Origin of the sequence: Buchnera aphidicola (Aphis aurantii) (genome assembly GCF_039388985.1) — a bacterium.
Lineage (GTDB): Bacteria > Pseudomonadota > Gammaproteobacteria > Enterobacterales > Enterobacteriaceae > Buchnera > Buchnera aphidicola_BL.
In genome coordinates this window covers 73118-99406 of the sequence record NZ_CP135021.1, presented here as the reverse complement: position 1 = coordinate 99406, position 26289 = coordinate 73118, and the positions used below count along the sequence as shown (strand labels likewise).

Sequence of the window (26289 nt, the reverse complement as noted above, 5' to 3'; positions counted from 1 at the left end):
GTATATCATTAATTAATTTAATATTAAAACCATATTAATAACAATAAAAAAAATTAAATTTATTAACAATAATTTTAAATATATTACATATATAATTTTATTTCATTCATTTTAAACATTGAATAAAATACCATAAAATATTTTTATGGAGGGAAATAAAAATAATGTTCACAGGAAGTATGGTAGCTTTAATTACACCAATGAATAAATCAGGCGAAATCTGTCATTCTAGTTTAAAAAATTTAATTGACTATCATGTATTAAACAAAACCACAGCAATTGTTTCTGTCGGAACAACCGGAGAGTCAGCCACTTTAAGTCAAGAAGAACATATTAAAGTTGTAATGTTAACATTAGAAATGGCAGATAAACGAATTCCTATTATTGCAGGAACAGGTGCTAATGCAACAAATGAAGCTATATTATTAACTAAAAGATTTGAAAAATCAGGTATTTCTGCTTGTCTTACTGTAACTCCATATTATAATAAACCTACTCAAGAAGGATTATATCAACATTTCAAAGCGATTTCAGAGCATACAGAATTACCACAAATTTTATATAATGTACCAAGCCGTACTGGATGTGATTTACTTCCACAAACTATTTCTCGGTTATCTAAATTTAATAACATTATTGGGATAAAAGAAGCAACTGGAGATTTATCAAGAATTAATCAAATTAAAAAAATAGTCAAAAATAATTTTTTGTTGATTAGCGGAGATGATGCAACAGCATTAGATTTTATACAATTAGGTGGACAAGGAGTAATATCAGTAACAGCAAATATTGCGGCTAAGGAAATGACAAAAATGTGTTTATATGCATTAAAAGGTGATTTTATTAACGCAAGACGAATAAATGAACGATTATCTTTATTACACGAATCATTATTTATAGAATCAAATCCGATTCCAATTAAATGGCTGGCTAAAAAAATGGGTCTAATAAAAAATGATACACTTCGACTACCAATGACTCCAATTTCATCTGCTGGAAAAATTCAACTTGAAAAAGCTCTAAAATATGCTAAATTTTAATAAAAACAAGTTTTTTTATCTAAAAAAAATAATTATTTTAAAGATTTTTATTATATTTTTAGTAACTTCTTGCAATTTAAATATTATGCAAAAAAATCAGAATATTTTGCTTAATGAAAATAATCAAAAACAACTTAAAAAATTAATTGTTCCAAAAGGAATTAGTATTCCTAATGAAGATCAAGAATATAAAATACCTTATACAGAAGAAGATTTAAAAAAAGAAAACAATGATATATTTCCTCCTGTATAAATTATCTAAAATATAAAAAAATTTATTTATATATGATGATGCAGATTATCTTTTAGATAATCTGTATTCTATTCAATAAAATAGAAAAAATTATTGTTATTTTATACAAGTAACTTTTTTATAATATTTTCATAAATTAAAGTTAATATTTTTAAATCAGATATTTTTACGCACTCATTAACTTTATGAATAGTCTTATTAAGCAAACCTAATTCTATTATTTGTGAATTAAGTTTAGCAATAAATCGTCCATCTGAAGTACCACCATCTGTAGATAAAATAGGCTTATTTTTGGTAATATTTAAAATAGATTCAATCACAGTATTTTCCAATAAACTATTTTTTGTAAGATATGGAAGGCCAGATAAATTCCATTTGATCGAATAATTAATATTATTTTTATCTAATATTTTTAGAAAATTTGATTTAATTTGATTTTCAGATATTTCATTACTAAAACGAAAGTTAAACTGTACTAATAAAGATCCTGGAATAATATTATCACTTCCGTTTCCCGCATGAATATTTGAAATATTCATAATAGTTGGTGAAAAAAAATTATTACCTTGATCTAACGGCATAGCTAATAACTGTAAAATAATAGGTAATCCTTTATGAATTGGATTATCCGCAAAATTTGGATATGCAATATGTCCTTGAATACCTAAAATTTTTAAATTAGCATTTAAAGAACCACGTCGACCATTCTTTATACAATCGCCAACTTTACTATAGCTAGTAGGCTCTCCTACGATACAGTAGTCAATTAAATCTTTTTTAGAAATTAAATAATCTACAACTTTTTTTGTGCCATCAATAGCAGATGATTCTTCATCTGAAGTAATTAAAAAAGATAAACGACCCTTATGATAAGGATGTTGTGTTATAAATTTTTTAGAAGCTATCAACATAGCAGCTAAAGCGCCTTTCATGTCTGAAGCGCCTCTCCCAAACAAAACACCATTTTGGACTATAGGATTAAATGGATGATTATCCCAATATTTATATTCTCCAGGTGAAACTACATCTGTATGACCAGCAAAAGTTAAAGTTTTTCCTGTTCCTCTGGTAGCCCAAAAATTTGTTGTATCGTTAATCTTAATTTTTTTTATTTTAAATCCAAGATTAGATAGAAAGTGTATCATAATATCTTGGCAACCTAAATCTTTTGGACTTATAGATGGAATTCGAATTAATTTTTTCGTTAATTCAATTACTGAGTCAATCATGTTATTCTCTTTAAAATGCTTTTTATAATTTTCAATATTTAAAACGATCAAATGGGGCTAAAAGCCCCTTATAACTATTTATAATAGTTGAAAAAATTAATGTTTTAAAAATTTTTTTGTTTTATTGACTATATTTTTTACAGTGAAACCAAATTTTTCAAATAAAATATCAGCTGGAGCTGATTTTCCAAATGTTTCCATACCAATAATCAAACCATTTATTCCTACATATTTATACCAAAAATCTTTTATACTTGCTTCTACTGCAATTCTTTTACTGACATAAGAAGGTAATACAAATTCTTTATATGTATTTTCTTGCCTATCAAAAACATTATTAGAAGGCATTGAAACAACGCGTACAGAATAACCTAAAGAAACAATTTTTTTTGCAGCAAGTAAAGTAATTTCAACTTCTGAACCAGTTGAGATAAAAATAACATCAATAGGTTGTTTAGAATCATATAATATATATCCTCCGAACGAAACATTACTGATTTGTTGATCATCTCTACTTAATTGAGATAAATTTTGACGAGATAAAATTAATGCTGTTGGACCTTCTTTTTTTTCAATTGCAAATTTCCATGCTATAGCAGTTTCAACTTGATCACAAGGTCGCCATACATCTATATTAGGAGTCATTCTTAAATTAGCTAATTGTTCTATTGGTTGGTGAGTCGGTCCATCTTCACCAAGACCAATAGAGTCATGAGTATATACAAAAATATGTTTAGTATTCATTAACGCAGCCATTCGAACAGCATTTCTTGCGTATTCAACAAACATTAAAAATGTTGAAGTATACGGAATAAACCCACCATGATGAGAAATTCCATTAGCAATAGCAGTCATACCAAACTCACGAACACCATAATGTATATAATTTCCGGAGGGATTTTCAACTATAGATCTGGACGACGAACAAATAGTTAAATTACTAGGTGATAAATCTGCTGATCCACCTATTAATTCGGGTAATAGTTTTATAAATTTTTCCAAAACATTTTGAGAAGCATTACGACTTGCAATATTTTTAGGGTTATTTTTCAATTCAGTAATATATTCGCTAGTTTTTTTTTGCCATTTAATAGGTAATTTTTTTTTCAAACGTCTTAAATATTCTTCTGCAAGTTTTGGGTATTTTTCCTTATATAAATCAAGTTTTTTATTCCATTCTTTTTCTAACATCATACCTTTTTCAATAAAATTCCACTTTTTATAAATTTCTTTTGGAATTTCAAAAGGTGAATAATTCCATTTTAAATTTTTTCTTGTTAAAGTAATTTCAGGTTCCCCAAGAGGAGCTCCATGAGATTCTGATGTACCTGATTTATTTGGAGAACCAAAACCAATAACAGTATTACAAATAATAATAGATGGTTGATCTACAATAGATATTGCTTCTTTAATACTTCTCTCGATAGAGCCAGCATCATGACCATCTACTTTATCTACTACGTGCCAATTATAAGACTTAAACCGCATTACTGTATCATCTGTAAACCAATTAGATATTTTTCCATCTATTGAAATACCATTGCTATCATAAAAAACAATTAATTTTCCTAATTTTAAAGTACCTGCTAAGGAGCATACCTCATGTGAAATTCCTTCCATTAAACACCCATCTCCTACAAATACCCAGGTATAATGATTAACTATATCAAAATTGACTCTATTAAAATGAGCGCTTAATGTTTTTTCTGCAATCGCCATACCGACAGCATTTGCTAAACCTTGACCTAACGGACCAGTAGTAGTTTCAACACCTGGTGTTTCTTCTATTTCAGGATGACCTGGAGTTTTAGAGTTGAAAGTTCTGAATTTTTTAATTTCTTCTATTGATAAATCATATCCAGTAAGATGCAATAAACTATAAAGCAACATTGAACCATGACCGTTAGATAACACAAAACGATCTCGATTATCCCATTTAGGATTGTTTGGGCTATGTTTTAAAAATTTTCTCCATAATACCTCTGCAATATCTGCCATACCCATTGGCATTCCAGGATGACCTGATTTTGCATTTTGAACTGCATCTATACTTAACATACGAATTGCGTTCGATAATTTATTTTCTAAAGACATAGATTTTTCCCAAATTCTAATTTTGACAACAAATAAATGAATATTTTATTGATAATTATATTAATTTTGAAATAATTTTTTCTAAAAACAATTGATCTTTTCCAAAATTTCTTATACCTTCTGATAATTTTTGAACAGCCATTTCATCTTGATTATGTTCCCATCTAAATTCTTCTTCAGAAAGAGGAATAGGTGGTTTGATGAAAGTAGTAGGTGGAATTAGTTTCCTATCAAATATTGTATTATTTGATTCAAGTTCTTTTAATAATAAAGGAGAAATAGTTAATCGATCACAGCCAGATAATAATAAAATTTGCTGTATATTTCTAAAACTAGCACCCATAATAATTGTTTTATAGTTATGTTTTTTATAAAAATTATAAATTTTACAAACAGCCATCACTCCTGGATCTTTATTATAAGAAAAATTTGATATTAAATTCTGAGCTACATACCAATCATAAATACGTCCAATAAAAGGAGATATTAAAAATACTCCAGATTCTGCACAAGAACGTGCTTGAGCAAAAGAGAATAAAAGAGTTAAATTGCATAAAATATTATCTTTTTTTAATTCTTCTGCTGCTTTTATACATTCCCATGTAGCTGCTAATTTAATCAGCACTCTTTGTCTAGAAACACCTTCTTCTTCGTACATTTTAATTATTTTTTTTGCTTTTAAAATACATTTTTCTTGATTAAAAGATAGACGGGCATCTACTTCGCTAGAAATATAACCTGGTATATGCTTTAAAATTTCTATACCAAGATCAACTAAAATTTTATCACTTGCATTTATTAATCTTTTTTCTTTTGAACCACCTTTTTTGTTAGCATATTCTATTGCTTTATAGAGAAATTTTTGATTAGATTTTAAATTCATTGCTTGTAGTATTAAAGACGGATTTGTAGTAGCATCTTCAGGTTTATATTTACAAATAGCATCTATATCGCTTGTATCTGCCACAATTTTTGTGAACGTACTTAAAAGTTCTAACTGATTCATATATTACTCTTTATTAAAAGTTAAAAAAATATAAAATATATTGTTACTTGATAAATAATACATATATTTCACACATAATTTAAAATAAAAATCTATTTAAAAAAAATTAATATCTTTTTAGTATTAAAGAAGCATTTGTTCCTCCGAATCCAAAATTATTAGACATTGCAGTAGTAATTTTTTTAAAAGTAGTTTTTTGAATAATATTCATATTTTTTGCATAAGGTTCTAATACATTAATATTCATAGAAGGAGCTATAAAATTATATTCTAACATTAATAAAGTATAAATAATTTCATGAACTCCAGATGCTCCTAAAGCATGACCGGTTATAGATTTCGTAGATGAAATCATTGGTTTTTTTTCATGTAAAAAAGATTTTTTAATTGCTTTTAGTTCAATTAAATCACCAATTTGAGTGGATGTTCCATGGGAATTTACATAATCGATAGATAAATTTTTTTTACCTTTAGCTAAATTCATGCATCTTAGTGCACCTTCTCCAGAAGGAACAACCATATTATTCCCATCAGATGTTGCAGCATACCCAATAATTTCAGCATAAATATGAGCAGAACGAGCAAGTGCTGAATTTAAATCTTCAATAACTACGATCCCTCCACCTCCTGATATCACAAAACCATCTCGATTCACATCATAAACACAAGATGATTGAATTGGATTTTTATTAAACTTTGAAGATAATACTTTCATTGCATCAAATTCAGCAGCTAACTCACAACTGACTTCTTCAGCGCCACCTGCAAAAATAAGATCTTGTTTTCCAAATTTCACTAATTCATAAGCACTACCAATACAGTGACTAGAAGTTGCACATGCAGAATTAATAGAATAATTTACACCATAAATTTTAAATATAGTGGATAAACACGCAGATATGCCAGACGTCATCGATTTAATTGCAGTATATGGGTTTAAAGATCGCCAATCAGGACGATTTTTAAGAGCATATATATCTTTTACGTAATCTTTACGAGAACCTGCACCAGATCCAATAATTAATCCAACACGAGAATTTTTTTGATAATCTGTATCTTTTAATTTAGCATCTCTAACAGCTTGTTTCATTGATAAAAATGCATAAATAGCACCATCAGTCATAAAACGAGATATTTTTTTATTAATTAAATTTTTACGTTTTAATTTAATATTTCCACAAACTTGACTACGCATACCAAATTTTTGCATTTCTTCTGAAAAAACGATTCCAGAATAACCATTATATAAAGAAGTCAAAACTTCTTTTTTATTATTTCCAATACTCGAAATAATACCGAATCCTGTAATAACAACTCTTCTCACTTATATGCCTTATGAATAATAAATTTCTATTAAACTAAATATAAAAAGATTAAATTTAATATTTTTTATATAATAAATAATTCATTGTTTTTCATTAAAAATAAATAATATTTGGATAAAAAAGTGAATTTACTTAAAAATACTGGAACTCTTTATATTGTACCCACGCCTATCGGTAATTTATTAGATATTACTTATCGTGCTATAGAAATACTACAAGAAGTGAATTTAATAGCTTGTGAAAATATTAAACACACTAACATCTTACTTCAACATTTCAATATTAAGAACATTTTAATATCTTTTAATAAAAATAACGAAATTCAAAAAAATAATATTTTAGTTAAAGAGCTACAAAATGGAAAAAAAATTGCATTAGTATCTAACGCTGGAACTCCAGTCATTAATGATCCAGGTTACTTATTAATCAAGCAATGTCATCTATTTAATATTAAAGTAATTCCTTTACCTGGCCCTTGTGCAGCTATCACTGCTTTAAGCGCTTCTGGAATATCTACTAATCGTTTTTGCTATGAAGGATTTCTTCCTTCTAAAAAAAAGGCAAGATGCAATTTATTGCATTCTTTAAAAAAAGAAGAACGAACAATGATTTTTTATGAAACAAAATATAGAATTATTGAAACTATTAAAGATATAATAAATGAAATTGGACAAAATAGACACATAGTAATTGCTAGAGAAATAACAAAAAAATGGGAAGTAATTTATGGAAATAAAGCTAGTTTAATACTTCCTTGGATAAAAGAGGATAAGAATCGATTTAATAAAGGAGAAAATGTTATTATCATAGATGGTTATAAAGAATTAAAAAATATAAATATTTCAGATAAAATAATAAACACTTTCACAATATTAAGAAAAATTCTATCACTAAAAGAATCAGTATTTATTACTTCTAAAATTCATAAAATTAGTAAAAATAATTTATATCAATATGTAATAAAAAAAATAAAATGACATTTTATTTTAAATAATATATAATTATATGAGAAGTTGACTAAAACAGTCGCTGTTTAGTTATATAACAAAATATATACTAAAAAGAGGAAAGTCCGGGCTCCATAGAGCAAGGTGCCAGGTAACTCCTGGAAAGTGTGAACTTATGACTAGTGCAACAGAAAATAAACCACCAAACTTTAATATTAAATTTTAATATTAAAATGGAAAGGGTGAAAAGGTGTGGTAAGAGCGCACCGCATCATTGGTAACAATTGATGGCTATGGTAAACTCCACCTGGAGCAAAGTTGAATATAGGTTATTATTGAGTATTGCTCGTACTAAAAAAAAACCTGGGTAGACTGCTTGAATTAACAAGTAATTGTTAATCTAGATGAATGACTGTTAAAAACAGAACCCGGCTTATCAGTTGACTTCTAAAGAAAGTTTTTAAAAGGTAATAAATGTATTACCTTTTTATTCTGAAATAATCTTATTAACAAACTAATTTCCTGAAATCTGAATTTTAGATAATAACATAGAACCACATTGAATTTTATGTCTTACATCAACATCATTGCTAATACTAATAATATTACGCCACATATCTTTTAAATTACCAGATATAGTTACCTCGTTGACTGGATATTGAATTTTTCCATTTTCAACCCAAAAACCTATTGCGCCTTGTGAATAATTTCCACTAACAATATCTACTCCTTGCCCCATTAATTCAGTTATTAATAATCCTTGTGTCATATTTTTTAACAAATCTTTAAATGAAATATTTTTATAAGAAACAAACCAATTATAAATACCTCCAGAATTTCCAGTACTATTTAATCCTAGTCTGCGAGCATTATAACTATTAAGCAACCAAGTTTTTAATATACCATTTTGAATTATATATTTTACACTAGTTTTTACACCTTCACTATCAAATGGTTTACTGCCCAACCCTTGTTCGATATGTGGATTTTCTACGATATTTAACCAAGTTGGAAAAATTTCTTTTTCTAAATCATTCAGTAAAAAAGTAGATTTACGATAAACATTATCACCACTAATTGCTCCAATCAGATAAGAAAAAAAAGTAGAAGATATTTCACTGGAAAAAACAATCTCAGATTTAATAGTATTAATTTTTTTCGATCCTAGTCTAGATATAGCACGTTTTGCACTTTTTTTTCCTAAAGAATTAGGTTGTTCTAAATTTTCTATTTTACGGGAAGTAGAATAATAAAAAGCTCTTTGCATCAAGTTTTTTTCTTTTGCAATTACACAGTTATAAGCTGAATAAAGAGTAGATTTATATTTTTCTAACATACCTAAACTGTTTCCAAAAACATTTATAGTAATATGATTGCTAAAAATACTTCCTTCACTATTAATAATTCTTTTATCAAATTTAAATGCTTCTTTTTCTGCTGTAGTAGCAAAATTAATTCCGTTTTTTACATTTAATTCAGAAGGATGAAATAAATCAAGATCATTAGCGCCTAAACACAATAATTTAATATCTGGCAATCCTAAAAAAAAATCAGAAGACGCATATTTAGAAATGTTTAAAGCAGTGTCCAGCATTTTTTCGATACCGTAAATACTAAAATCTCTAGATGATACACTGCCTTTTGAAAACTTATTATATACTGTAATAAATAAAATTCCATCATTATTAAATTCTACATTTTCCACAATGTTATTTCTAATTTGGACATTAATTCCTATTGTTTTCTTAGCAAAAACTTCAATAGAAAAATTATTTTTTTGTTTAGCTAATTGAAGAGTATTATTTACTGTATTCATGAGTAAATTTTCTTCAGTTTGAACTTGATGTATTAATTTCATTTGTAACTCCTCAATAATATATATAAAATATATATAAAATATATATAATATATAAATAATATATAAATAATATATAAATAATATATAAATAATATATTAATAAATATATAAAAAAAATAACTATTTCTAAAATAAATTACTCTTTTGAAAATACGTAATATTTTATTTCGCTTTTATAAAAAATAAGGCAAATTATACATGAATTATAATGAAATAATTGCAGGTGAAAATATACCAAACGATATATATGTTATCATTGAAATACCATCTAACTCATCCCCTATCAAATATGAAGTAGATAAAAAATCAGGTTTACTTTTTGTAGATCGTTTTATATCTACCCCAATGTTTTATCCTTGTAATTATGGATATGTCAATCAAACATTATCAATGGATGGTGATCCTATAGACGTATTAGTGCCTTCTTTATACCCGATACAATCTCAATCTGTAATTCACTGTAAACCCATTGGTATGCTTAAAATGAAAGATGAATCAGGAGATGACGCTAAAATTATAGCTGTTCCAAAAAGTAAAATCTGCAAAACATATAAGTATATTAATGATATTTCAGATATACCTAAATTATTAAAAGAACAAATAGAACATTTCTTTAAGTATTATAAAAAACTAGAAAAAGAAAAATGGACAAAAATCATAGGATGGGAGAATCAGCAAGCTGCAAAATTAGAAATTAGTTCTTCATATGAAAGATTTTCAAACAAATAAAAATATAAAATTTATTTTAATTTAAATTTTAAAAAATAAAATTTTTTTCATTAATTTTAAAATTAAATAAACAAGATTTTAAATATCCAATTAAATTATATTGCAATAAAAAATAATGTAAATTTAATTGCAAAAAAAGATTTATTGTTATTTTTGGAAATATAAAAAAAATAACTTCATTACTATTAAATGAAATATTCCATTTTACAGATTTAATAAGATTATTTGTGGAAACTGAATCCAATTTAAATAATATTTTTCCTTTTTTTATAAAAATTGACTGATTAATTTTTATATATTTAATTAATTCTAAAGAAGGATAAAAATATAAGGTAATATAACGTAATATTTTATTGCTTTTAATATAAAAATTTTTTACATGAATATTAGCTAATATATTAGGTTGGTATACCGTTCCTAAAAATTCTATATTTCCCATACATATCCCTTGCATTCTAGCTTCATTGGGAAGAAAGAAAGTTAAAATAGAACAAGGAAAATTAAATAAAAAATATTTACCTTTGATATTTTGTTGATGCAAAAAATCATAAATATTTAAAAATCCAAATATTTTATTATTTTTGTTTTTTAATGGATAAATCAACAAACGAGTGATGATGTTATTTTTCTTTAAAAAAACAGATAATCTTAAAGAAGATATTGTTTTAGAAAACACTTTGTTTTTTATTTTTTTTTGAAATTTTATATTATTTCCGTACAAAAATATATATAAATTAGAAAATTTTTTTTTCGTATCTGAAATAAACTTTGTTTTAAAAATAAAATTAGTTTTAAAATTAATAGATGAATTAAAAATAGATGAAAATAAAAATTTCTTAATTTTTTGAATTGTAAACACAATAGAATTTTTAGATTGTACTTCCTTTAAGTTATTTTTTTGATTCTCTTTATTAACATAAAAAAATATAACTGGATGATTATTCGTAATCCATTTTGTATTAAAAGTGAAAATATTAATTTTGTTAAAAGTTCCTTTCCAAATATTTGTTCGAGCATTAAATTTTCCATTTAAAATAAAATTTAAAGTAAAATTTTTATTTTTTAAAAATAAACTAAATTTCTGCTGAATATTATTCCAAACAAGATTTATTTTTAAAAAATCCAAATAAAACTTTGAGAATTGAATTTTTTTAGCAATAAGATAAATATCTTTTCTAGAATTTTTTTGAGAATTTATATTAAAAAATATTTTTATCTTATTTAAATACACTATATTTTTCCAATTTAATCTTTCTCCAAATACTAAACTAGAAATAGAAGGTGAAGAGCAAGCGCCATATATATTTAATGTAGTTGTTACCGCACCTGTTATATTAGGTATAAAATAATCTAAATTATTCATATTGAAAGATGAATTAATATTAACTAACTTTGATATATGACCAGATAAACAACCTTTATTTTTTCCTGCAAAAAAACTTATTTTCGGTATTTTTATACTATTAGATTGATTATAAAACAAAGAACCTAAAATCAATAACTTTTTATTTATTATATTCGCTTTAACGTTAAAATTAGGAATATGAATACTGTTGACTTCTTTGCTAAAATTCGTTGATATATGAATATTACCTGCTATTTTAGACAAATATTTAATATAATTTTCTTTTTTTAAACTAATTAATTTATTATCTTTATTTTTTTTTAAAAATGGAATACAACAAATCTTATTGAAATACATATTAGTGAATTTACCGTTACCAAATATATTCAAGATAACTGATGGCATACCTGATATATTAATAATATTTTTAAATGATAGATTGTAATTATCAATTGTTCCTTTTAAAATTCCATTAAAATTTTTCGAAGAAAATACTAAATTTTTATCTATGTGAAATATTATACGATGAATATATAAATGAAAATATATAGGGTGATTTGAAACATTTAGTAATACTTTTCCAAAAAAATTAAATTTATACAAATCATTAGTTTTTAATTTAAATATAAATTGATTATTTAAATTAGCTTGAAAAAAAATATTTTTAAATACCTGATGAAAAAATTTAACTTTTTTACATTTGATAGATATTAAATTTATATTAACTGGAAATAAAAATTTTTTATTTATAAAAAAAGATAAAAAATCATTTATTTTTTGTTTATTAATAAGATTTAATTTATTCAAAACACATTGTTGATTATTTTTTTTAAAATATAAAATCATAGAATGAACATGAGTAGGAAATATAATCAGGTTATTTTTAGTGAATTTTAATCCGCTATTAACATTAAATAGAAGTATATTTTTATCATGTAATTTTAAAAAAATTTTATCAGAATAAATTTTTTTTAAAATAATATGATAATTTAAAAACATATTTTTTTGAATATTTTTTTTCCGTAAAAATAATGAACTATTTTTATTGAATAAAAAAACTAAATTTTTTGTTTCTATTTTTTTAAAAATTTTATTTATTTTAAATAAAGATATTGGATCAATTAATATATGAACATGAGTTGCTTTAATAGATACTTCATGAAAATTATAAGTAATATTTTTTAATGTAAAATCACGCCAATTACCTGATATTTCTTCTGTTTTTAATCCTAAAAACAAATAATTAGTGACATTAAAAAATAATTTAAATCCACAATTACTTTCTAAAATAAACGCTAACAAAAACAATAAAATAGAAAAAAACATCAAAGATTTAAACAAATATCTCTGATATATACTCATAGAATTAATCCTGAATTAAATATTATAGTACTTGCAAATATAAAATTGTATATTATATTAATAAAAAAATTATATTTAAAAAACACATTATTATTTAAATATTCAAACTTAAAATATTTAAATATTTTTAAATATAAAACTTAATCTACACTACTAATTTGTATTTTAAAGATAATAAAAATTTAATTTAGGAAAAAATTTTATATGTCTCGTATATGTCAAGTTACAGGTAAAAAGCGTATGATTGGCAATAATAGATCACATGCTTTAAATGCAACAAAAAGAAAATTTTTACCAAATATTCAAAATCATAGATTTTGGGTACCAGAACAAAAAAAATTTATTAAATTACGTATATCTGCTAATGGAATGCGTTGTATTGACAAAAATGGAATAGGATCAATACTAGATAAAATTAAAAATAAAAAATAAAGGTAAAAAATATGGCTAAAAAAAACAGAGAAAAAATAAAAATGATTTCTTCGTCAGGTTCCGGTCATTATTATACTACTACTAAAAACAAAAGAAATACACCAGATAAATTAGCATTTAAAAAATATGATCCAACTATTCGAAAGCATGTACTTTATAATGAAGGAAAAATTAAATAATAAAAATATTTTAAATAAAATTTAAATAATAAATATTGTTAAAACTAAAGTATAATTTAATATAAATTATACTTTATAAATCAAATATATTTTAAATATCGATGAATTATAAAAAAAATAATTATAATTTTAAAAAAGTACTGGATAAAAACCCGATTAATTGATTTAATAAATTATTAAAAATAGGCAAAGAAACAGATACTACATAATACAACATCACTATACCTATTAACAAATTAAGTGGAAAACCAATAGAAAAAATAGATATTTGAGGAGATAAACGATTTAAAATACTCATTATTAAATTAGATAATAATAAAAAAATCATGATTGGAAAAACAAGCATTATACTATTTGAAAAAATACTACTAGAAAACTTTAACAAAATCAAAAAAACATTACTTTTTAAAAAAATAATATTAATAGGTATACTATAAAAGGTATCAATTAATATAGATATTAAATAAAGATGAATATTCATTGATAAAAAAAACGACAACATTAGAATATTTAATAAACGAGATATTACAGAAACACCAATGTTATTATTTGCGTTAAAAAATGTCGCAAAAGATAAACCCATTTGTAACCCTATCAATTCTCCTGCAAAATTAATTGAGGCAAACAAAAATTGACAAGTAAATCCAAAAATAATACCAATAAAAATTTGCTCCAATAAAAGTATCAAACCCATATATGAAAATAGTTGTATTTTGACTTTGGGTAAAAATGGAAATATTACCCAACTAATTAATATAGATAAAATTATTTTAGTTTTCCTATTTATATGTTGATCATTAAACACTGGAACAGTTGAAAAAAATGCTAAAATACGTACTAACGGCCAAAAAAAATTACTTATAATCGTTTCTATTTGCAAACTATTCAATATGAACATTATTTTATAATTTCTGGTATATTATTAAATAAGTTATGCATATAATCCAACATAACACCCAACATCCAAGGACCAAGTATTGTAATTGTAGCTAAAATAGAAATTATTTTAGGAATAAATGATAAAGTTTGTTCATTTACTTGTGTAGCCGCTTGTAATATACTAATAATTAATCCACTAATTAAAGCAGATAATAATAATGGCGATGCAATCATTAATGCAACTTTTATAGCGTGATTAAATAAAACCATTACATACTCAGGAGTCATAAAAAATTCCATTAAATAAAATTACATGTTAAAACTTTGTGATAATGAAGTTACTAGTAATTGCCATCCGTCTACTAATACAAATAACATCAATTTAAAAGGCAGTGAAATTGTAGAAGGCGGAACCATCATCATACCAAGAGCCATTAAAACACTAGCAACAACTAAATCAATAATTAAAAAAGGTATAAAAATAGTGAAACCAATTTGGAAAGCCGTTTTTAATTCACTTGTAATAAATGAAGGCAATAAAATACGCATAGGTATATCATTTCTATCTTGATACCCAGACACGTGTGCTATTTTTGAAAATAATTCTAAATCAGATGTTCTTGTTTGATTAAGCATGAATTTTTTTAATGGAGCTGAACCTTTTAAAATAGCTTCATCCATATTAATTTGCTCCCGACTAAAGGGAAGATATGCATTTTTATAAACGTTTTCAAAAGTTGGAGACATTATAAAAAAAGTTAAAAAAAGTGCTAAACCTAATAATATTTGGTTAGGAGGAGCATACGGCGTTCCCAAAGCATTTCTTAATAACCCAAAAACAATAATAATTCGTGTAAAACTAGTCATCATCAAAAGAAAAGCTGGAAGAAAAGTTAATGAAGTTAAAAACACTAAAGTTTGTACAGGTAATGACCAAGTTTGACTTCCGTTGTTTAAATTATGAATTGTTAACCCTGGAATATCAGCATAAACTAATGGACAAAAGAACAACAAAAATAAAAATGAAATAGTTTTATAAAAAATTGTTTTTTTCAAAAATATTTGAAAAAACTTTTTGAAAGAATTATAAAAATTTTTTTTTGGTAACATAATTTTTTCTTCTTTACTAGTCTTAGGTAAATCATCTTCTACTTGAGAAGTTAATGTATACAAATGAGTAATATTATTTTTGGTTACACCTAATATTAATTTTACCTTTTTCACCTTTACAACAATAATAGATTCATTTGTTCCTATTGATATTTTTTCTATGATATTTATAAGAGAATTTTTTTTATTCCTTTTAAGTGACATTCTTTTTACAATCCAACTCAAAGCTAATATTAGTAATATTATCTCTCCTAGCGAAATAAATATTTGAAAAAAATTTACATTATTAAAAACTGATTGATCATTGTTTAATACTAAGTGCGATTCAATATTATTTTTCATAAAATTTAAATTTATTCATTTATAGTATTCAAAGAATTCTTTATACTAATAATTTTTACACCATATGTATTTTCTGACATAACAATTTCACCAAGTGCAATTAATTTACCATTCGCAAAAATTTTCAGAGGATCGTTTTTGTTTCTATCTAAAAAAAACATACTTCCTTTTGAAAAATCTAATAACTCTTTTATTTTTATTTTTGATCTTCCTAATTCTATAGTTATGTTAACTGGTGCATCAAATATTATTTTTTTTTTACATGTTGTTTCTTCAGAACTATCAGAACTAATAGATATATTTTCTTGAGAATTATTTTTATCATCAATATTATCAATACTATTAATAGAATTTTCAATTTTTTCAAAATCATTTTTTTTCTTTAATTTACTCATTAAAAAACTCCTTATATTCATTTATATCTAAATTTTTATATATAAATTTTCTTAAAAAAACCACTGATTTTTCATCAAAATTTTTATAACATCCAAAAAACATAGGTATTTTTTCTATCCAAGAAATTACTTTATTAGGATTTTCGACCATTAAAACATCTCCGATAGATAAACTATTATATTTTGTTTTAACAAGCGTTATCAATTTTACAATAATATCTAATTCAATATTATACAAATTGATAATAGGAATATTTTTTTGTAAATTTATATTTTTTATTAAGGATTTTTTGTCAATTTTATTAAAAATTATCTCTTTAAATTTTTTTTTGATTATTGAAATAGGAAGCAAAATACTAAAAAAAACATTGATACCATTTATGCTAAAATCAAAATAATTACTTATATAATTTTCTTTTTGAAAAAAAAGTTTTTCAATTTTAAAAATTTTTGTATTAATAATATTTAAATCAATAGAAAAATATTGCTTAAAAAATAAACAATAAACATTTAAAATTAGTTTTAACATTTTTTGAGTAGTAATTTTTTCTATGTATGTAATATTTCTAACTTTATTAATTTTTTCCGTAGAAATTCCATTCCCACCAAACAATAAATCTATCAAAACAGATAATAAATTATCTGAAAAAAATATAAAAGATCGTTTTTTTGAATTCAATATTTCTATTTCATTAAATAATAAATATTTTATATATTTATCGTTATGTGTATAAGTATTTATATTAATAGAAAAAAAGTTTAATTTTGTATGATGTTTAATAAAATCTGAAAAATGCACTATTATTTTATTTGAAAATTTTTTATTAATTTTTTCTAATATTTTAATGTCATTTATACTTAAAATATTATTTATTTTTTCTTTGACACAAGTACTTTCGCCCATTTATTATACACCTTATAGGTAAAAGTGGTTAAAATTGAATTAAAACTTATTTTATAAGTTTTAAATGTAATTAAAACTTTAATTATATATTTTATAGAAATCAAATATATGTATCAAAAAATTTTTTTTGTGTTAAATTTTTATAAAATTTTTTAATTACATGAGATATTTTGGGTTTGTATTTTAAAATAAACAAATTTTTATTTTTTGAATTTAAAGAAGTAGAAATGTTCACTTGTTTTAAAAAGATACCATTTTTAATTAAAGCGTTTCGTAAAAAAGGAACGCAATTATTTAAATAATTTTTAATTTCTATATGATCTGCAATAAATTTTAGTTTAGCCTGATCATTGAACATATTAATTTTTATATATATTGAGCCAAGAGATTCTGGTTTTAAATGAATTTCAGCTTCATTTTTTTTATTAGAAATAGATAATAAAATTTGCTGACTAATTGCCTTTTTCCATTGAATATTTTCCTTGCAATTACTATTAAAAACATATTTTAATTTTTGATTTAATTTAAAGTTATTATTATCTGTTTTTTCAAAAGAATTGGGTTCAAAAATAGAATTTATATTTTTATGTGTATTTTTAGAAAAAATCGAATTAGATATATTATTTAAATGATTTTTAAATAAAATAAAATTTTTATTATCTTTAATCAAATTTTTTTTATTTTTAATAATATTTAAATTATTAATTGTATTTAAAGTATATTTATTGAAGGATTTATTAGGTGAATTAGTATTATTATAGTTATAAAATAAAAAATATTTATTTTTAATATGTTTTGAATTTTTTAATATTGCATAATTTTCAAATTTTTTATGTTTTTTTTCATTTTTTTCTATACTGCTTTGTTCTTTATTTTTAAAATCAATACAAGATTTTAATTTAATATCTCTTTTTATTTTTTTTTTTTGTATTTTTACATTAGTGTTCTTTTGTAAATAAACATTATCTTTTACATTTTTTGAATTTAAAATATTTAATAAATTATTAACTATAAAATTAGTTGATATAATATTTTCGTCGTCTTTTTTCTTTTGTTTTGTCAAAATATTATCAAATTTTATTTCTTTATTGAGTATATGTTTCTTGCATTCATTTAAAATAGATTGGTAAAAATCAAAATTAGTAACATTATAAATATTAGAATCTAAATTTAATGAAATATTTTTTTTAAATGTTATATTATCGAGATGACTTAACATTTTAATAATTTCCTTCTTGAAAAAATTTAAATTGAGAAAATTCATCACTCATAATATTCTCTTTTAAAATTTTATATTTTTTAAATTTTACTTGATTTTTTTGATTTAAATAATTCCAAGTTTTCAATGTAATATGATTTTTAAACCATTTATTTATTTTCTTTTCAATTTTTTGTTCATATGTTTTAACAATATTATTGTTCTCTTTAATTATAGCGTATAATATAGAAATAAAATTATTATATATTTTCCATTGGTTTGAAGATATTCCCAGTTTTAATTTAATACTTAATTGATCAATATATTCCGATTGAAAATTAAGTAATAATTTTAATTGTTCGACATGCTTTTGTTTTTGAATGTTTAAATTTTGAATATGAATCGTTTCTTGGTTTATTTTTTTTTTTCTATATTTTCTAAGATTGAAAACAAATTTTTCTTATATTTCATAATATACCTTTAAATCTCAAAAAAAAATAAATTTAATACAAACAACAATAATTTAAATAAATATTTTATTTAATTCTTCACATGAATCTAAATAATTACTTTTCTCTGATGGTTGTTGTTGTAAAAATTTTTCTAAAATTTCCCATTTTTTAATAGCATTGTCTAAAGTTACATCACTTCCTTTCACATATGCGCCAATATTAATTAAATCTTTATTTCTCTGATAAGACGCTACTAGCTTTTTAAAATAACAAGCTTGGGAATATTGCTCTTTTGTGATAATTGCTGGCATAACACGACTTATAGAAGATTCAATATCAATAGCAGGATAATGTCCTATATCTGCATAATATTTAGATAACATAATATGGCCATCAAGTATAGAACGACAAATATTCGACACAGGATCTTGATCTTCTTCAATTTCAGTCAATACTGTATAGAATGCAGTAATAGAACCTTGATTATCTGTATTTCCTGCTCGCTCTACTAACATTGGAATTTTTAAAAACACAGAAGATGGATATCCTCGAGAAACTGGTAATTCACCCAAAGATAATGATACTTCTCTTTGAGCCATTGCATAACGGGTTAACGAATCCATAATTAATAAAACATTTTTGTTTTCGTCTCGAAAATATTCGGCTATACTCGTCGCATATGATGCAGCTTCAATTTGTAACAAAGGAGATGAATCTGAAGGAGCTGCAATTACCACAGATTTTGATAATCCATCTAATCCCAATATATTTTCTATAAAATCTTTTACTTCTCTTCCTCTTTCCCCAATTAATCCTATCACCACTATATCTGCTTGTGTATATTTTGACATCATTCCAAGAAGAACGCTTTTACCTATTCCTGAGCTTGAAAAAATTCCTATTCTTTGGCCCTTTCCAACAGTCATTAATCCATTTATAGCACGTATTCCTGTATCTAATATTTCATGAATCGGCTTTCTTTTTAATGGATTAATATACTTATTTTTAATTGTAGTAAAATATTTTAAATCTAACTCAGGTAATCCGTCTAACGCATTTCCTTTTCCATCCAATACTCTACCTAATAAATTCACGCCTAATGGAGTTGTTTTACTAAACATATTTATGTTTTTAGATTGTTTTAAAAAAACTTTAGCACCAGGTAAAATACCATAAGTTTCTTGAAAAGAAAATAATAACGTTTTTTCTTTATTAAATTTAACAACTTTAGCTGTAATATTTAATATTTTTCCGTCTATTGTTCTTTCTACAATACATTCAGCTCCAATAGGAATTTTTAAACCTATTACTTCCAATACTAAACCATTTATGCTGACTACATTGCCATATACAACACAATCAGAAAGATGATTAATCTTATTTTCAAAAGAAGTAATTTTATTGAATAAATCAGAACATTTTATTCTCATGAATGCTTCTCTTCTTCAAGAATAACACGATATACTTCTTTCCATCTCGCGTGAATAGTAGCATCTATATTGTTATAGTCAGATTGAATTTTGAAACTATTAATTTCAACACTTTTATCAAGCACTAATTCCCATTTATTATTTTTAGATTTTTTTAAAAATTTTTCTAATATTTTTTTATTTGTAGGATGAACAATTAATTGTGGTTTTTTTAAAAACAAATTATTACTTTTAATAATCTGATTGATTTTTTTCAATAAAATTGGTTCATTAATTGAAATTTTTTCCCCAATAATATAAGAAGAAACTATTAAAACTGTTTTTAATAAACGTGAAAGTAATGTCTTTTCAAATAATAAAAGCGACGATTCAAAATTCAAACATAAATTTTTTAAATCATTGTTCAGTACAATATATTTTTCCTCTTCTTCTTTAAGTTTTTTTTTTATATTTAAAAAATATGACTTATCATCATTAATAGTTTTTGCTTGAAGTTCGACTGATTGTTTTAATTGATTATTTTTTTTAGCACTAAAAAAATCTGTTTCTTTTAAAAGCATTCGATTCCAAAAAACATTATAATTTTTTGTAACATTACGCAAAAAAACTTCTTCTGGATACCATTTTTTCCATTCGTTTTTTTTGTCTATTTTATCTAAATTAGACATAATATTTTCCTAAATTTTCTGGTGAAAAAATACCATGATCTAAAATATTTTTAATCATCATTAAAATTAGTTTTTGTTCATTTTTTATTGCTACTTCAGATATATAAGATTTTTCTTTTAAAAGAAATAATAATCTTGTTGATTTTTTTTCGTTCATATTTTGAAAAAATTTATTTCTGATTACTTTACTAGTACCTTGAAGTGCAATACATAATTTTTCTTCTTCCAAGTAATTTATTAAGCATTTAATTGTATTATTATCAACATTTACTATGTTTTCAAATAAAAATAATTCTTTAATAATTTTATTAGATAATTCTTTATTAAAACATTTAATTTTTTTTAGTAGATCTTTTTCGCTTTCTATTTTCATAGAACTTAAAATTTTAGCAACAGTTTTCACGCCTCCTTTATTTGAAAAAATAAGTTTTTTCTTTTTTAAGAAATCATTAATAATATTTTTTAATTCAACAAAATTTATCTCTTCAAGACCGTTAAATTTAGAAATTTTCATTATAATTTCAATGCATTTTTCTTCGTTTAAACAAGATAATACTCGAGCTGCTTGTTTTTCATCTAAACAAATAAGTATTGTTGTAATAATTTGAGAATGCTGTTCTGTTAATAAATTCGCTAATTGATCTGGATCCATTGAGTTAAGAGATTCAATGCACATCTTAATATTTCTTGCTTCCAATGCGTTATTCAATAAAATACTACCTTTTTTATCACCCAAGGCCTTAGTTAACATTTCAGATATATAACTATCATTATTGTTATATAGCAAATTATTATTTTTCATAAAAAGATTATAACATTCAGTTAATATTTCATTTAATATTATATTAGAAAATTTACGAACATTAACCATAGAATCAACTAGTTCTTGAACTTCAAAAGAAGTTAAATACTTTAATACTTCTGATGCTTGATCAGCCCCTATTGACATTAATAAAATCGCACTCTTTTGAACACCATTTACAGTCATTTTTTATCACCCATCCATTGACGAATAATCGACGCTATAACACGTGGATTTTGGTTAGATATATTACAAACTTTATGAAGTAAATCATCTGTACTTTCTACACCGGAATTTTTTGGAATTTTTGAATTAATAACATTATCAGCTAATTGATCTTCATTCGAACGTATAATTTCTTTTTTTATACTTGGTTTATTTAATTTTTTATTTTTAAAAAGAATATTTTTTGAAAAAAAGCAAATATATTTTTTTAAATAATATAAAAAAAATAACGCTAAAATACACCATGGCATTAAAATTGCATAAACATTAAAAACATTAGGTTTATTAAATTTATTAAGTTGAACAAAATGATTTTTATTTTTAACAAAAGACTCATTTATTACATGTACACTATCACCTCTCACCTTAGAGTAACCTATTGATTCACAAATTAAATTTTTAATATTTTTTATCTGTTTTGGATTTAAAGGAACAGATTTTCCAGTTTGATCTTTAACAAAGTTTATCACTACTGCAACAGATAATCTTTTAACTTCTCCCATGTTCATTTTTACATGTGACAAAGTATGATTTAATTCATAATTTATTGTATCATCATGATTAATAATAGAATTAGAATTAAAAAAATTGTTTTTAAACAATTTATGTTTTCCTGGCATGTCAGATTTTATAGCTTTATTATTGCGCTCATAATCTAGTAAATCATTGTGGTTGGAGTTATTATTATCTTCTTTTTTACTTTTTATCTTGTCATTAACAATAGTTTGATGTGATCGAATTGACTGATTTTCATATTTAGCATTAGGTTCATACTGTTCTCTCGTTTTTTCCTTAGCATTAAAATCAATTTGAGCAGCAACTTGAGCGTAAACATTTCCAGCGCCAAATAACGGTTCTAAAATATTTTGAATTTTATTAGCATATCTTGATTCAATTTGCTCAGAATATTTTAATTTCGAATCATTTATTTGATTTGATGATAACAAAACATTATTTAATAACCTGCCATATTCATCAATTATTGTTATATTATCTAAAGATAAATCAGATATACTATTAGCAATTAAATGTAATATAGCATTTGTTTGGCTTGAATTTAATTCCATTCCAGATTTTAAACTTAAAATGACTGAAACTGATGGTTTTTTTTTATCATGTAAAAATAAAGAATCTTTTGGCATTGCAATATGTATTCTTGCTCTTTTTACAATATTTATTCTTTCTATAGTTTGAGCTAATTCTCCTTCTAAAGCACGTTGATAATTAATTTGTTCATTAAATTGGCTGATACCAAATTTTTCTTTATCTAAAATTTCAAAACCTATTCCACTGCGAGGTAAATTTTTTTCTGATAAATGCAGACGAATATCATAAATTTGATTTTTTGGAACTAATAACTTGCCAGAATTCTCTGAAAATTGATAAGGAACTTTCATTTGATTTAAGTAATCAATGATAAACTCTCCATCTTCAACCGATAAGTTACTATATAAAACTTGATAGTCAGAAGATTTCTTCCATACAGACATAGTAATCGTAGTAATTACTGCAAGCACCAATAAAATTATTAAAACACGTGCATTTTTAAAAAAATACGATAAAAAATTGCTAAATTTTTTTTTCTCTTCTGAACCTGATTCTTCTACAGCACTAAAATTCATGACATCTTCCTAATAGTAGATAATTTTAATTATAATTGAATAACAATTAAATTTCACTTGAAAAATTTCACTTGAAAATAAAATATTTCCTGATAAATTACCTGTAACAATGAATATTTATCTTTGAACAAAAGATATAATATATTTAAATGTCATAGTAAAATTTAGAGGAAGATATGATTGATAAAATTCATAATCAAAATATTTATACCAAGATTAATTTTTTAGATGAAAATAAACGAAACACTGAATCTAATAATTTTGTTCAATTTTTTCAAGAAACATTAGGAGAAATTAATAATATTCAAAACAACTCAAAAAAAAACATTGAACACCTTGAATTCAATCCATCTTCTATATCTTTAAATGATGTAATGATAAATTTACAAAAATCTTCTATTTCTATAGCATTAGCCATGCAAATTAGAAATAAAGTTATATCGGCTTATAAAGAAATAATGAATCAACAGGTTTAATTTAAAATGCTGTGCTGAATTTAATTTTGCACAGCATTTTAAAATGGTTATTAAAAAAAATAAAATTGAAAAATTATAAAGTATTTTAAATTTAAAGATAATTTAAAATTTTTGGAGCTAAGCGGAATCGAACCGCTGACATTTTGCATGCCATGCAAATGCTCTACCTGCTGAGCTATAGCCCCAAAATTATTACAATATAAAAACGCATGAATTCTGTCAATTTATTTTTCTATAAAATGCTTTTTATATAAAACTAATTAATTTTATTCTGTTAAAAAAATTAAATGAAAAATTATAAGCAAAAATTTAAAAAACTATTGTAGTTTAATATAATTTTTTTCTATAAAAATCATTGCATTTTTTAATCTTAATAAAGTTTTTTCTTTTCCAAGTAAAAATATAACAGAACTCATATTTGGTGATGATACATACCCTGTCAATACAAATCGTAATAACATATTTATTTCTTTTAATTCTGTATTTGATTCTATGGATTGATTCATTATAATTTCAGATAAAATTTTAATTTCCCAAAAAATACACTTCTGTATTTTCTTATAAATGTTTTTTAAAATATACAAATTTTTTAAAATGAAATATTGATTAGCAAATTTTATATCATAATATTCAAACTCTTCATAAAAAACCCGTAAAGAACATACAAGATCTTTTAAAGTACTATGACGATTTTTATATAAATTTAATAAACACTCCAAATTAGGTCCGTTTTCTATTTTTATATTTTCATTTTTCATATAATCTTTTAATATATTTGAAACATAAAATAACGGTAAATGATTAATATAATATTTATTTAACCACAATAGTTTTTTCATATTAAACGAGCTAGAAGATTTACTAATAGTATCTAAATTAAATATTTTTTTTAGTTCTGATAAACTAAAGATTTCTTGATTTCCATGAGACCATCCTAATCGAATGATATAATTAATTAACGCTTCTGGTAAAAATCCTTTTTTATAATATTCAATAATATTCTCAGCATTATCTCTTTTTGAAAATTTTTTTCCATTTTCATTAAGTATCATAGAAACATGTGCATAAATAGGTATTTTTGCTTTTAAAGATTTTAAAATATTAATTTGACGAGGTGTATTATTAATATGATCTTCGCCGCGAATAACATGAGTTATATTCATATCTAAATCATCGATTACAACACATAAATTATAAGTCGGCATACCATTTGATCGCTGAATGATCAGATCATCTAATTCCATGTTATTAAAGGTAATTTCTCCCCGAATTTTATCTTCAAACGTTACTTTTCCAAAAGTTGGGTTTTTAAATCGAACTGTATATTTGTTATTAATACATCTAGTTTTTAAATTTCTACATATTCCAGAATAACGTGGTTTTTTTCCTTTATGAAGCTGCTTGATACGCTCTTCTTCTATAGATTGTGGAGAACAGTAACATTTATATGCATTTCCTGATTTTAGCATATCTTCAATTACTTCTTGATAGCGATCTAATCTTTTAGATTGAAAATAAGGCCCTTCATCCCAATTTAATCCTAACCATTTTAACCCTTTAAAAATAGATTTAACTGATAATGATTTAGATCTTTCAAAATCAGTATCTTCTATACGAAGGACAAATTTTCCATTATAATGACGTGCAAATAACCAAGAATATAAAGCTGTGCGGATACTACCAATATGTAAATCTCCAGTAGGACTGGGAGCAAAACGAGTTTTAACTTTCATATATTCCTTGAAATTTTTAAAAATTTATCAAAAAACTTAAAAAATAAGTTTAATATCTATAATATAGCTAATTATTTAATCATAATGATTAAAATTACAACAAACAAAAAATCTTTTAAAAAAAAAGATTGACTCTATTTTTCTTATCTTTACAATATAGTTATAACAGGGTGATTAGCTCAGTTGGTAGAGCTCCTCCTTTACACGGAGGAAGTCGGCGGTTCAAGTCCGTCATCACCCACCAAAAATATTTT

Annotated in this window: 25 protein-coding genes, 2 tRNA genes and 1 other RNA gene; 9 read left to right on the top strand and 19 right to left on the bottom strand. The window is 23.6% G+C overall.

Features of this window, described 5'->3' with window-relative positions; all coding sequences use genetic code 11:
• Window positions 1–164 precede the first annotated feature (164 nt).
• On the top strand, window positions 165–1040 hold the full coding sequence (dapA, locus tag RJT32_RS00490) for a 4-hydroxy-tetrahydrodipicolinate synthase (RefSeq protein WP_343154336.1): 876 nt from the start codon (window positions 165–167) through the stop codon (window positions 1038–1040).
• Window positions 1041–1125: 85 nt separating this feature from the next.
• A complete protein-coding gene (locus RJT32_RS00485) occupies window positions 1126–1293 on the top strand; it encodes a hypothetical protein (RefSeq protein WP_343154335.1) in 168 nt (55 codons plus the stop codon).
• A 101-nt stretch (window positions 1294–1394) separates the two neighbouring features.
• Here RJT32_RS00485 and dapE read toward each other — a convergent pair whose 3' ends face one another.
• The 4 genes from dapE to RJT32_RS00465 form a co-directional block, all read right to left on the bottom strand.
• Window positions 1395–2522 carry a succinyl-diaminopimelate desuccinylase gene (gene dapE, locus RJT32_RS00480; protein ID WP_343154334.1) on the bottom strand — a complete coding sequence of 376 codons (1128 nt, stop codon included), beginning with the start codon at window positions 2520–2522 and terminating at the stop codon, window positions 1395–1397.
• Window positions 2523–2618: 96 nt separating this feature from the next.
• Window positions 2619–4616, bottom strand: a complete 1998-nt coding sequence (gene tkt / locus RJT32_RS00475; protein WP_343154333.1) for a transketolase — start codon at window positions 4614–4616, stop codon at window positions 2619–2621.
• Window positions 4617–4671: 55 nt separating this feature from the next.
• The gene (gene tal, locus RJT32_RS00470) at window positions 4672–5622 is read right to left on the bottom strand and encodes a transaldolase (protein WP_343154332.1); all 951 of its coding nucleotides are present in this window, start codon (window positions 5620–5622) and stop codon (window positions 4672–4674) included.
• A gap of 106 nt (window positions 5623–5728) precedes the next feature.
• Window positions 5729–6946 (bottom strand): beta-ketoacyl synthase N-terminal-like domain-containing protein, encoded by a 1218-nt coding sequence (locus RJT32_RS00465; RefSeq protein WP_343154331.1) that lies wholly within the window; start codon window positions 6944–6946, stop codon window positions 5729–5731.
• 123 nt (window positions 6947–7069) lie between these two features.
• On the opposite strand from RJT32_RS00465, the gene rsmI reads away from it, so the two are divergent.
• Complete coding sequence (rsmI, locus tag RJT32_RS00460; protein WP_343154330.1) at window positions 7070–7924, top strand: 16S rRNA (cytidine(1402)-2'-O)-methyltransferase; 855 nt, start codon at window positions 7070–7072, stop codon at window positions 7922–7924.
• Window positions 7925–7956: 32 nt separating this feature from the next.
• An RNA gene (rnpB, locus tag RJT32_RS00455) (RNase P RNA component class A) lies at window positions 7957–8346 on the top strand.
• 62 nt (window positions 8347–8408) lie between these two features.
• Here the strand turns inward: rnpB and pmbA are convergent.
• On the bottom strand, window positions 8409–9752 hold the full coding sequence (gene pmbA / locus RJT32_RS00450) for a metalloprotease PmbA (protein ID WP_343154329.1): 1344 nt from the start codon (window positions 9750–9752) through the stop codon (window positions 8409–8411).
• 198 nt (window positions 9753–9950) lie between these two features.
• Here pmbA and ppa point away from each other — a divergent pair, with 198 nt between their 5' ends.
• Window positions 9951–10481 carry an inorganic diphosphatase gene (gene ppa, locus RJT32_RS00445; protein ID WP_343154328.1) on the top strand — a complete coding sequence of 177 codons (531 nt, stop codon included), beginning with the start codon at window positions 9951–9953 and terminating at the stop codon, window positions 10479–10481.
• A gap of 28 nt (window positions 10482–10509) precedes the next feature.
• Here the strand turns inward: ppa and RJT32_RS00440 are convergent, their stop codons facing one another.
• A complete protein-coding gene (locus RJT32_RS00440) occupies window positions 10510–13188 on the bottom strand; it encodes a hypothetical protein (protein WP_343154327.1) in 2679 nt (892 codons plus the stop codon).
• A gap of 204 nt (window positions 13189–13392) precedes the next feature.
• On the opposite strand from RJT32_RS00440, the gene rpmB reads away from it, so the two are divergent.
• Window positions 13393–13620 (top strand): 50S ribosomal protein L28, encoded by a 228-nt coding sequence (gene rpmB, locus RJT32_RS00435; protein ID WP_343154326.1) that lies wholly within the window; start codon window positions 13393–13395, stop codon window positions 13618–13620.
• Between the two features lie 11 nt (window positions 13621–13631).
• A complete protein-coding gene (gene rpmG / locus RJT32_RS00430) occupies window positions 13632–13799 on the top strand; it encodes a 50S ribosomal protein L33 (protein WP_343154325.1) in 168 nt (55 codons plus the stop codon).
• A gap of 121 nt (window positions 13800–13920) precedes the next feature.
• Here the strand turns inward: rpmG and fliR are convergent, their stop codons facing one another.
• From fliR to fliF, 11 genes are all read right to left on the bottom strand, one after another.
• Window positions 13921–14697, bottom strand: coding sequence for a flagellar biosynthetic protein FliR (fliR, locus tag RJT32_RS00425; protein ID WP_343154324.1), 777 nt, complete (start codon window positions 14695–14697; stop codon window positions 13921–13923).
• The gene (fliQ, locus tag RJT32_RS00420; protein ID WP_343154323.1) at window positions 14697–14966 is read right to left on the bottom strand and encodes a flagellar biosynthesis protein FliQ; all 270 of its coding nucleotides are present in this window, start codon (window positions 14964–14966) and stop codon (window positions 14697–14699) included. Before fliQ ends, fliR begins: the two co-directional genes overlap by 1 nt.
• Window positions 14967–14987: 21 nt before the next feature.
• Entirely contained in the window at window positions 14988–16130 is a 1143-nt protein-coding gene (gene fliP / locus RJT32_RS03105; protein WP_428994347.1) for a flagellar type III secretion system pore protein FliP, read from the bottom strand.
• A gap of 11 nt (window positions 16131–16141) precedes the next feature.
• Entirely contained in the window at window positions 16142–16525 is a 384-nt protein-coding gene (locus RJT32_RS00405; RefSeq protein ID WP_343154322.1) for a FliM/FliN family flagellar motor switch protein, read from the bottom strand.
• Complete coding sequence (locus RJT32_RS00400; RefSeq protein WP_343154321.1) at window positions 16518–17429, bottom strand: hypothetical protein; 912 nt, start codon at window positions 17427–17429, stop codon at window positions 16518–16520. Before RJT32_RS00400 ends, RJT32_RS00405 begins: the two co-directional genes overlap by 8 nt.
• A 100-nt stretch (window positions 17430–17529) precedes the next feature.
• Window positions 17530–18648 (bottom strand): flagellar hook-length control protein FliK, encoded by a 1119-nt coding sequence (locus tag RJT32_RS00395; RefSeq protein WP_343154320.1) that lies wholly within the window; start codon window positions 18646–18648, stop codon window positions 17530–17532.
• Window position 18649: 1 nt separating this feature from the next.
• Window positions 18650–19009: a flagellar export protein FliJ gene (locus RJT32_RS00390; protein ID WP_343154549.1), complete on the bottom strand. Its 360-nt coding sequence runs from the start codon at window positions 19007–19009 to the stop codon at window positions 18650–18652.
• A gap of 141 nt (window positions 19010–19150) precedes the next feature.
• Window positions 19151–20509, bottom strand: coding sequence for a FliI/YscN family ATPase (locus tag RJT32_RS00385; RefSeq protein WP_343154319.1), 1359 nt, complete (start codon window positions 20507–20509; stop codon window positions 19151–19153).
• Window positions 20506–21177, bottom strand: a complete 672-nt coding sequence (locus RJT32_RS00380; RefSeq protein ID WP_343154318.1) for a FliH/SctL family protein — start codon at window positions 21175–21177, stop codon at window positions 20506–20508. The genes RJT32_RS00385 and RJT32_RS00380 overlap by 4 nt, the downstream gene beginning before the upstream one ends.
• The gene (locus RJT32_RS00375) at window positions 21170–22165 is read right to left on the bottom strand and encodes a flagellar motor switch protein FliG (protein WP_343154317.1); all 996 of its coding nucleotides are present in this window, start codon (window positions 22163–22165) and stop codon (window positions 21170–21172) included. Before RJT32_RS00375 ends, RJT32_RS00380 begins: the two co-directional genes overlap by 8 nt.
• Entirely contained in the window at window positions 22162–23826 is a 1665-nt protein-coding gene (fliF, locus tag RJT32_RS00370; RefSeq protein ID WP_343154316.1) for a flagellar basal-body MS-ring/collar protein FliF, read from the bottom strand. The genes RJT32_RS00375 and fliF overlap by 4 nt, the downstream gene beginning before the upstream one ends.
• Window positions 23827–24002: 176 nt before the next feature.
• Here fliF and fliE point away from each other — a divergent pair, with 176 nt between their 5' ends.
• Window positions 24003–24302 (top strand): flagellar hook-basal body complex protein FliE, encoded by a 300-nt coding sequence (gene fliE, locus RJT32_RS00365; protein ID WP_343154315.1) that lies wholly within the window; start codon window positions 24003–24005, stop codon window positions 24300–24302.
• A gap of 112 nt (window positions 24303–24414) precedes the next feature.
• On the opposite strand, the gene RJT32_RS00360 is transcribed toward fliE, so the two are convergent.
• Together RJT32_RS00360 and gltX are read right to left on the bottom strand one after the other, a co-directional pair.
• A tRNA-Ala gene (locus RJT32_RS00360) sits at window positions 24415–24487 on the bottom strand.
• A gap of 132 nt (window positions 24488–24619) precedes the next feature.
• A complete protein-coding gene (gltX, locus tag RJT32_RS00355) occupies window positions 24620–26035 on the bottom strand; it encodes a glutamate--tRNA ligase (RefSeq protein ID WP_343154314.1) in 1416 nt (471 codons plus the stop codon).
• Between the two features lie 168 nt (window positions 26036–26203).
• Between gltX and RJT32_RS00350 the strand changes: the two genes are divergently transcribed.
• A tRNA-Val gene (locus tag RJT32_RS00350) sits at window positions 26204–26279 on the top strand.
• The last annotated feature ends 10 nt before the right edge of the window (window positions 26280–26289 follow it).

What these genes read in the sequence shown, in the direction of transcription:
- fliQ (WP_343154323.1), bottom strand. Translation starts at nt 14,966, where the DNA reads ATGACTCCTGAGTATGTAATGGTTTTATTTAATCACGCTATAAAAGTT.
- tal (WP_343154332.1), bottom strand. Translation starts at nt 5,622, where the DNA reads ATGAATCAGTTAGAACTTTTAAGTACGTTCACAAAAATTGTGGCAGAT.
- RJT32_RS00385 (WP_343154319.1), bottom strand. Translation starts at nt 20,509, where the DNA reads ATGAGAATAAAATGTTCTGATTTATTCAATAAAATTACTTCTTTTGAA.
- pmbA (WP_343154329.1), bottom strand. Translation starts at nt 9,752, where the DNA reads ATGAAATTAATACATCAAGTTCAAACTGAAGAAAATTTACTCATGAAT.
- RJT32_RS00440 (WP_343154327.1), bottom strand. Translation starts at nt 13,188, where the DNA reads ATGAGTATATATCAGAGATATTTGTTTAAATCTTTGATGTTTTTTTCT.
- RJT32_RS00485 (WP_343154335.1), top strand. Translation starts at nt 1,126, where the DNA reads ATGCAAAAAAATCAGAATATTTTGCTTAATGAAAATAATCAAAAACAA.
- RJT32_RS00380 (WP_343154318.1), bottom strand. Translation starts at nt 21,177, where the DNA reads ATGTCTAATTTAGATAAAATAGACAAAAAAAACGAATGGAAAAAATGG.
- ppa (WP_343154328.1), top strand. Translation starts at nt 9,951, where the DNA reads ATGAATTATAATGAAATAATTGCAGGTGAAAATATACCAAACGATATA.
- rpmB (WP_343154326.1), top strand. Translation starts at nt 13,393, where the DNA reads ATGTCTCGTATATGTCAAGTTACAGGTAAAAAGCGTATGATTGGCAAT.
- RJT32_RS00400 (WP_343154321.1), bottom strand. Translation starts at nt 17,429, where the DNA reads ATGGGCGAAAGTACTTGTGTCAAAGAAAAAATAAATAATATTTTAAGT.
- dapE (WP_343154334.1), bottom strand. Translation starts at nt 2,522, where the DNA reads ATGATTGACTCAGTAATTGAATTAACGAAAAAATTAATTCGAATTCCA.
- fliR (WP_343154324.1), bottom strand. Translation starts at nt 14,697, where the DNA reads ATGTTCATATTGAATAGTTTGCAAATAGAAACGATTATAAGTAATTTT.
- fliP (WP_428994347.1), bottom strand. Translation starts at nt 16,130, where the DNA reads ATGAAAAATAATATTGAATCGCACTTAGTATTAAACAATGATCAATCA.
- RJT32_RS00375 (WP_343154317.1), bottom strand. Translation starts at nt 22,165, where the DNA reads ATGACTGTAAATGGTGTTCAAAAGAGTGCGATTTTATTAATGTCAATA.
- RJT32_RS00405 (WP_343154322.1), bottom strand. Translation starts at nt 16,525, where the DNA reads ATGAGTAAATTAAAGAAAAAAAATGATTTTGAAAAAATTGAAAATTCT.
- gltX (WP_343154314.1), bottom strand. Translation starts at nt 26,035, where the DNA reads ATGAAAGTTAAAACTCGTTTTGCTCCCAGTCCTACTGGAGATTTACAT.
- RJT32_RS00395 (WP_343154320.1), bottom strand. Translation starts at nt 18,648, where the DNA reads ATGTTAAGTCATCTCGATAATATAACATTTAAAAAAAATATTTCATTA.
- fliF (WP_343154316.1), bottom strand. Translation starts at nt 23,826, where the DNA reads ATGAATTTTAGTGCTGTAGAAGAATCAGGTTCAGAAGAGAAAAAAAAA.
- rpmG (WP_343154325.1), top strand. Translation starts at nt 13,632, where the DNA reads ATGGCTAAAAAAAACAGAGAAAAAATAAAAATGATTTCTTCGTCAGGT.
- fliE (WP_343154315.1), top strand. Translation starts at nt 24,003, where the DNA reads ATGATTGATAAAATTCATAATCAAAATATTTATACCAAGATTAATTTT.
- tkt (WP_343154333.1), bottom strand. Translation starts at nt 4,616, where the DNA reads ATGTCTTTAGAAAATAAATTATCGAACGCAATTCGTATGTTAAGTATA.
- dapA (WP_343154336.1), top strand. Translation starts at nt 165, where the DNA reads ATGTTCACAGGAAGTATGGTAGCTTTAATTACACCAATGAATAAATCA.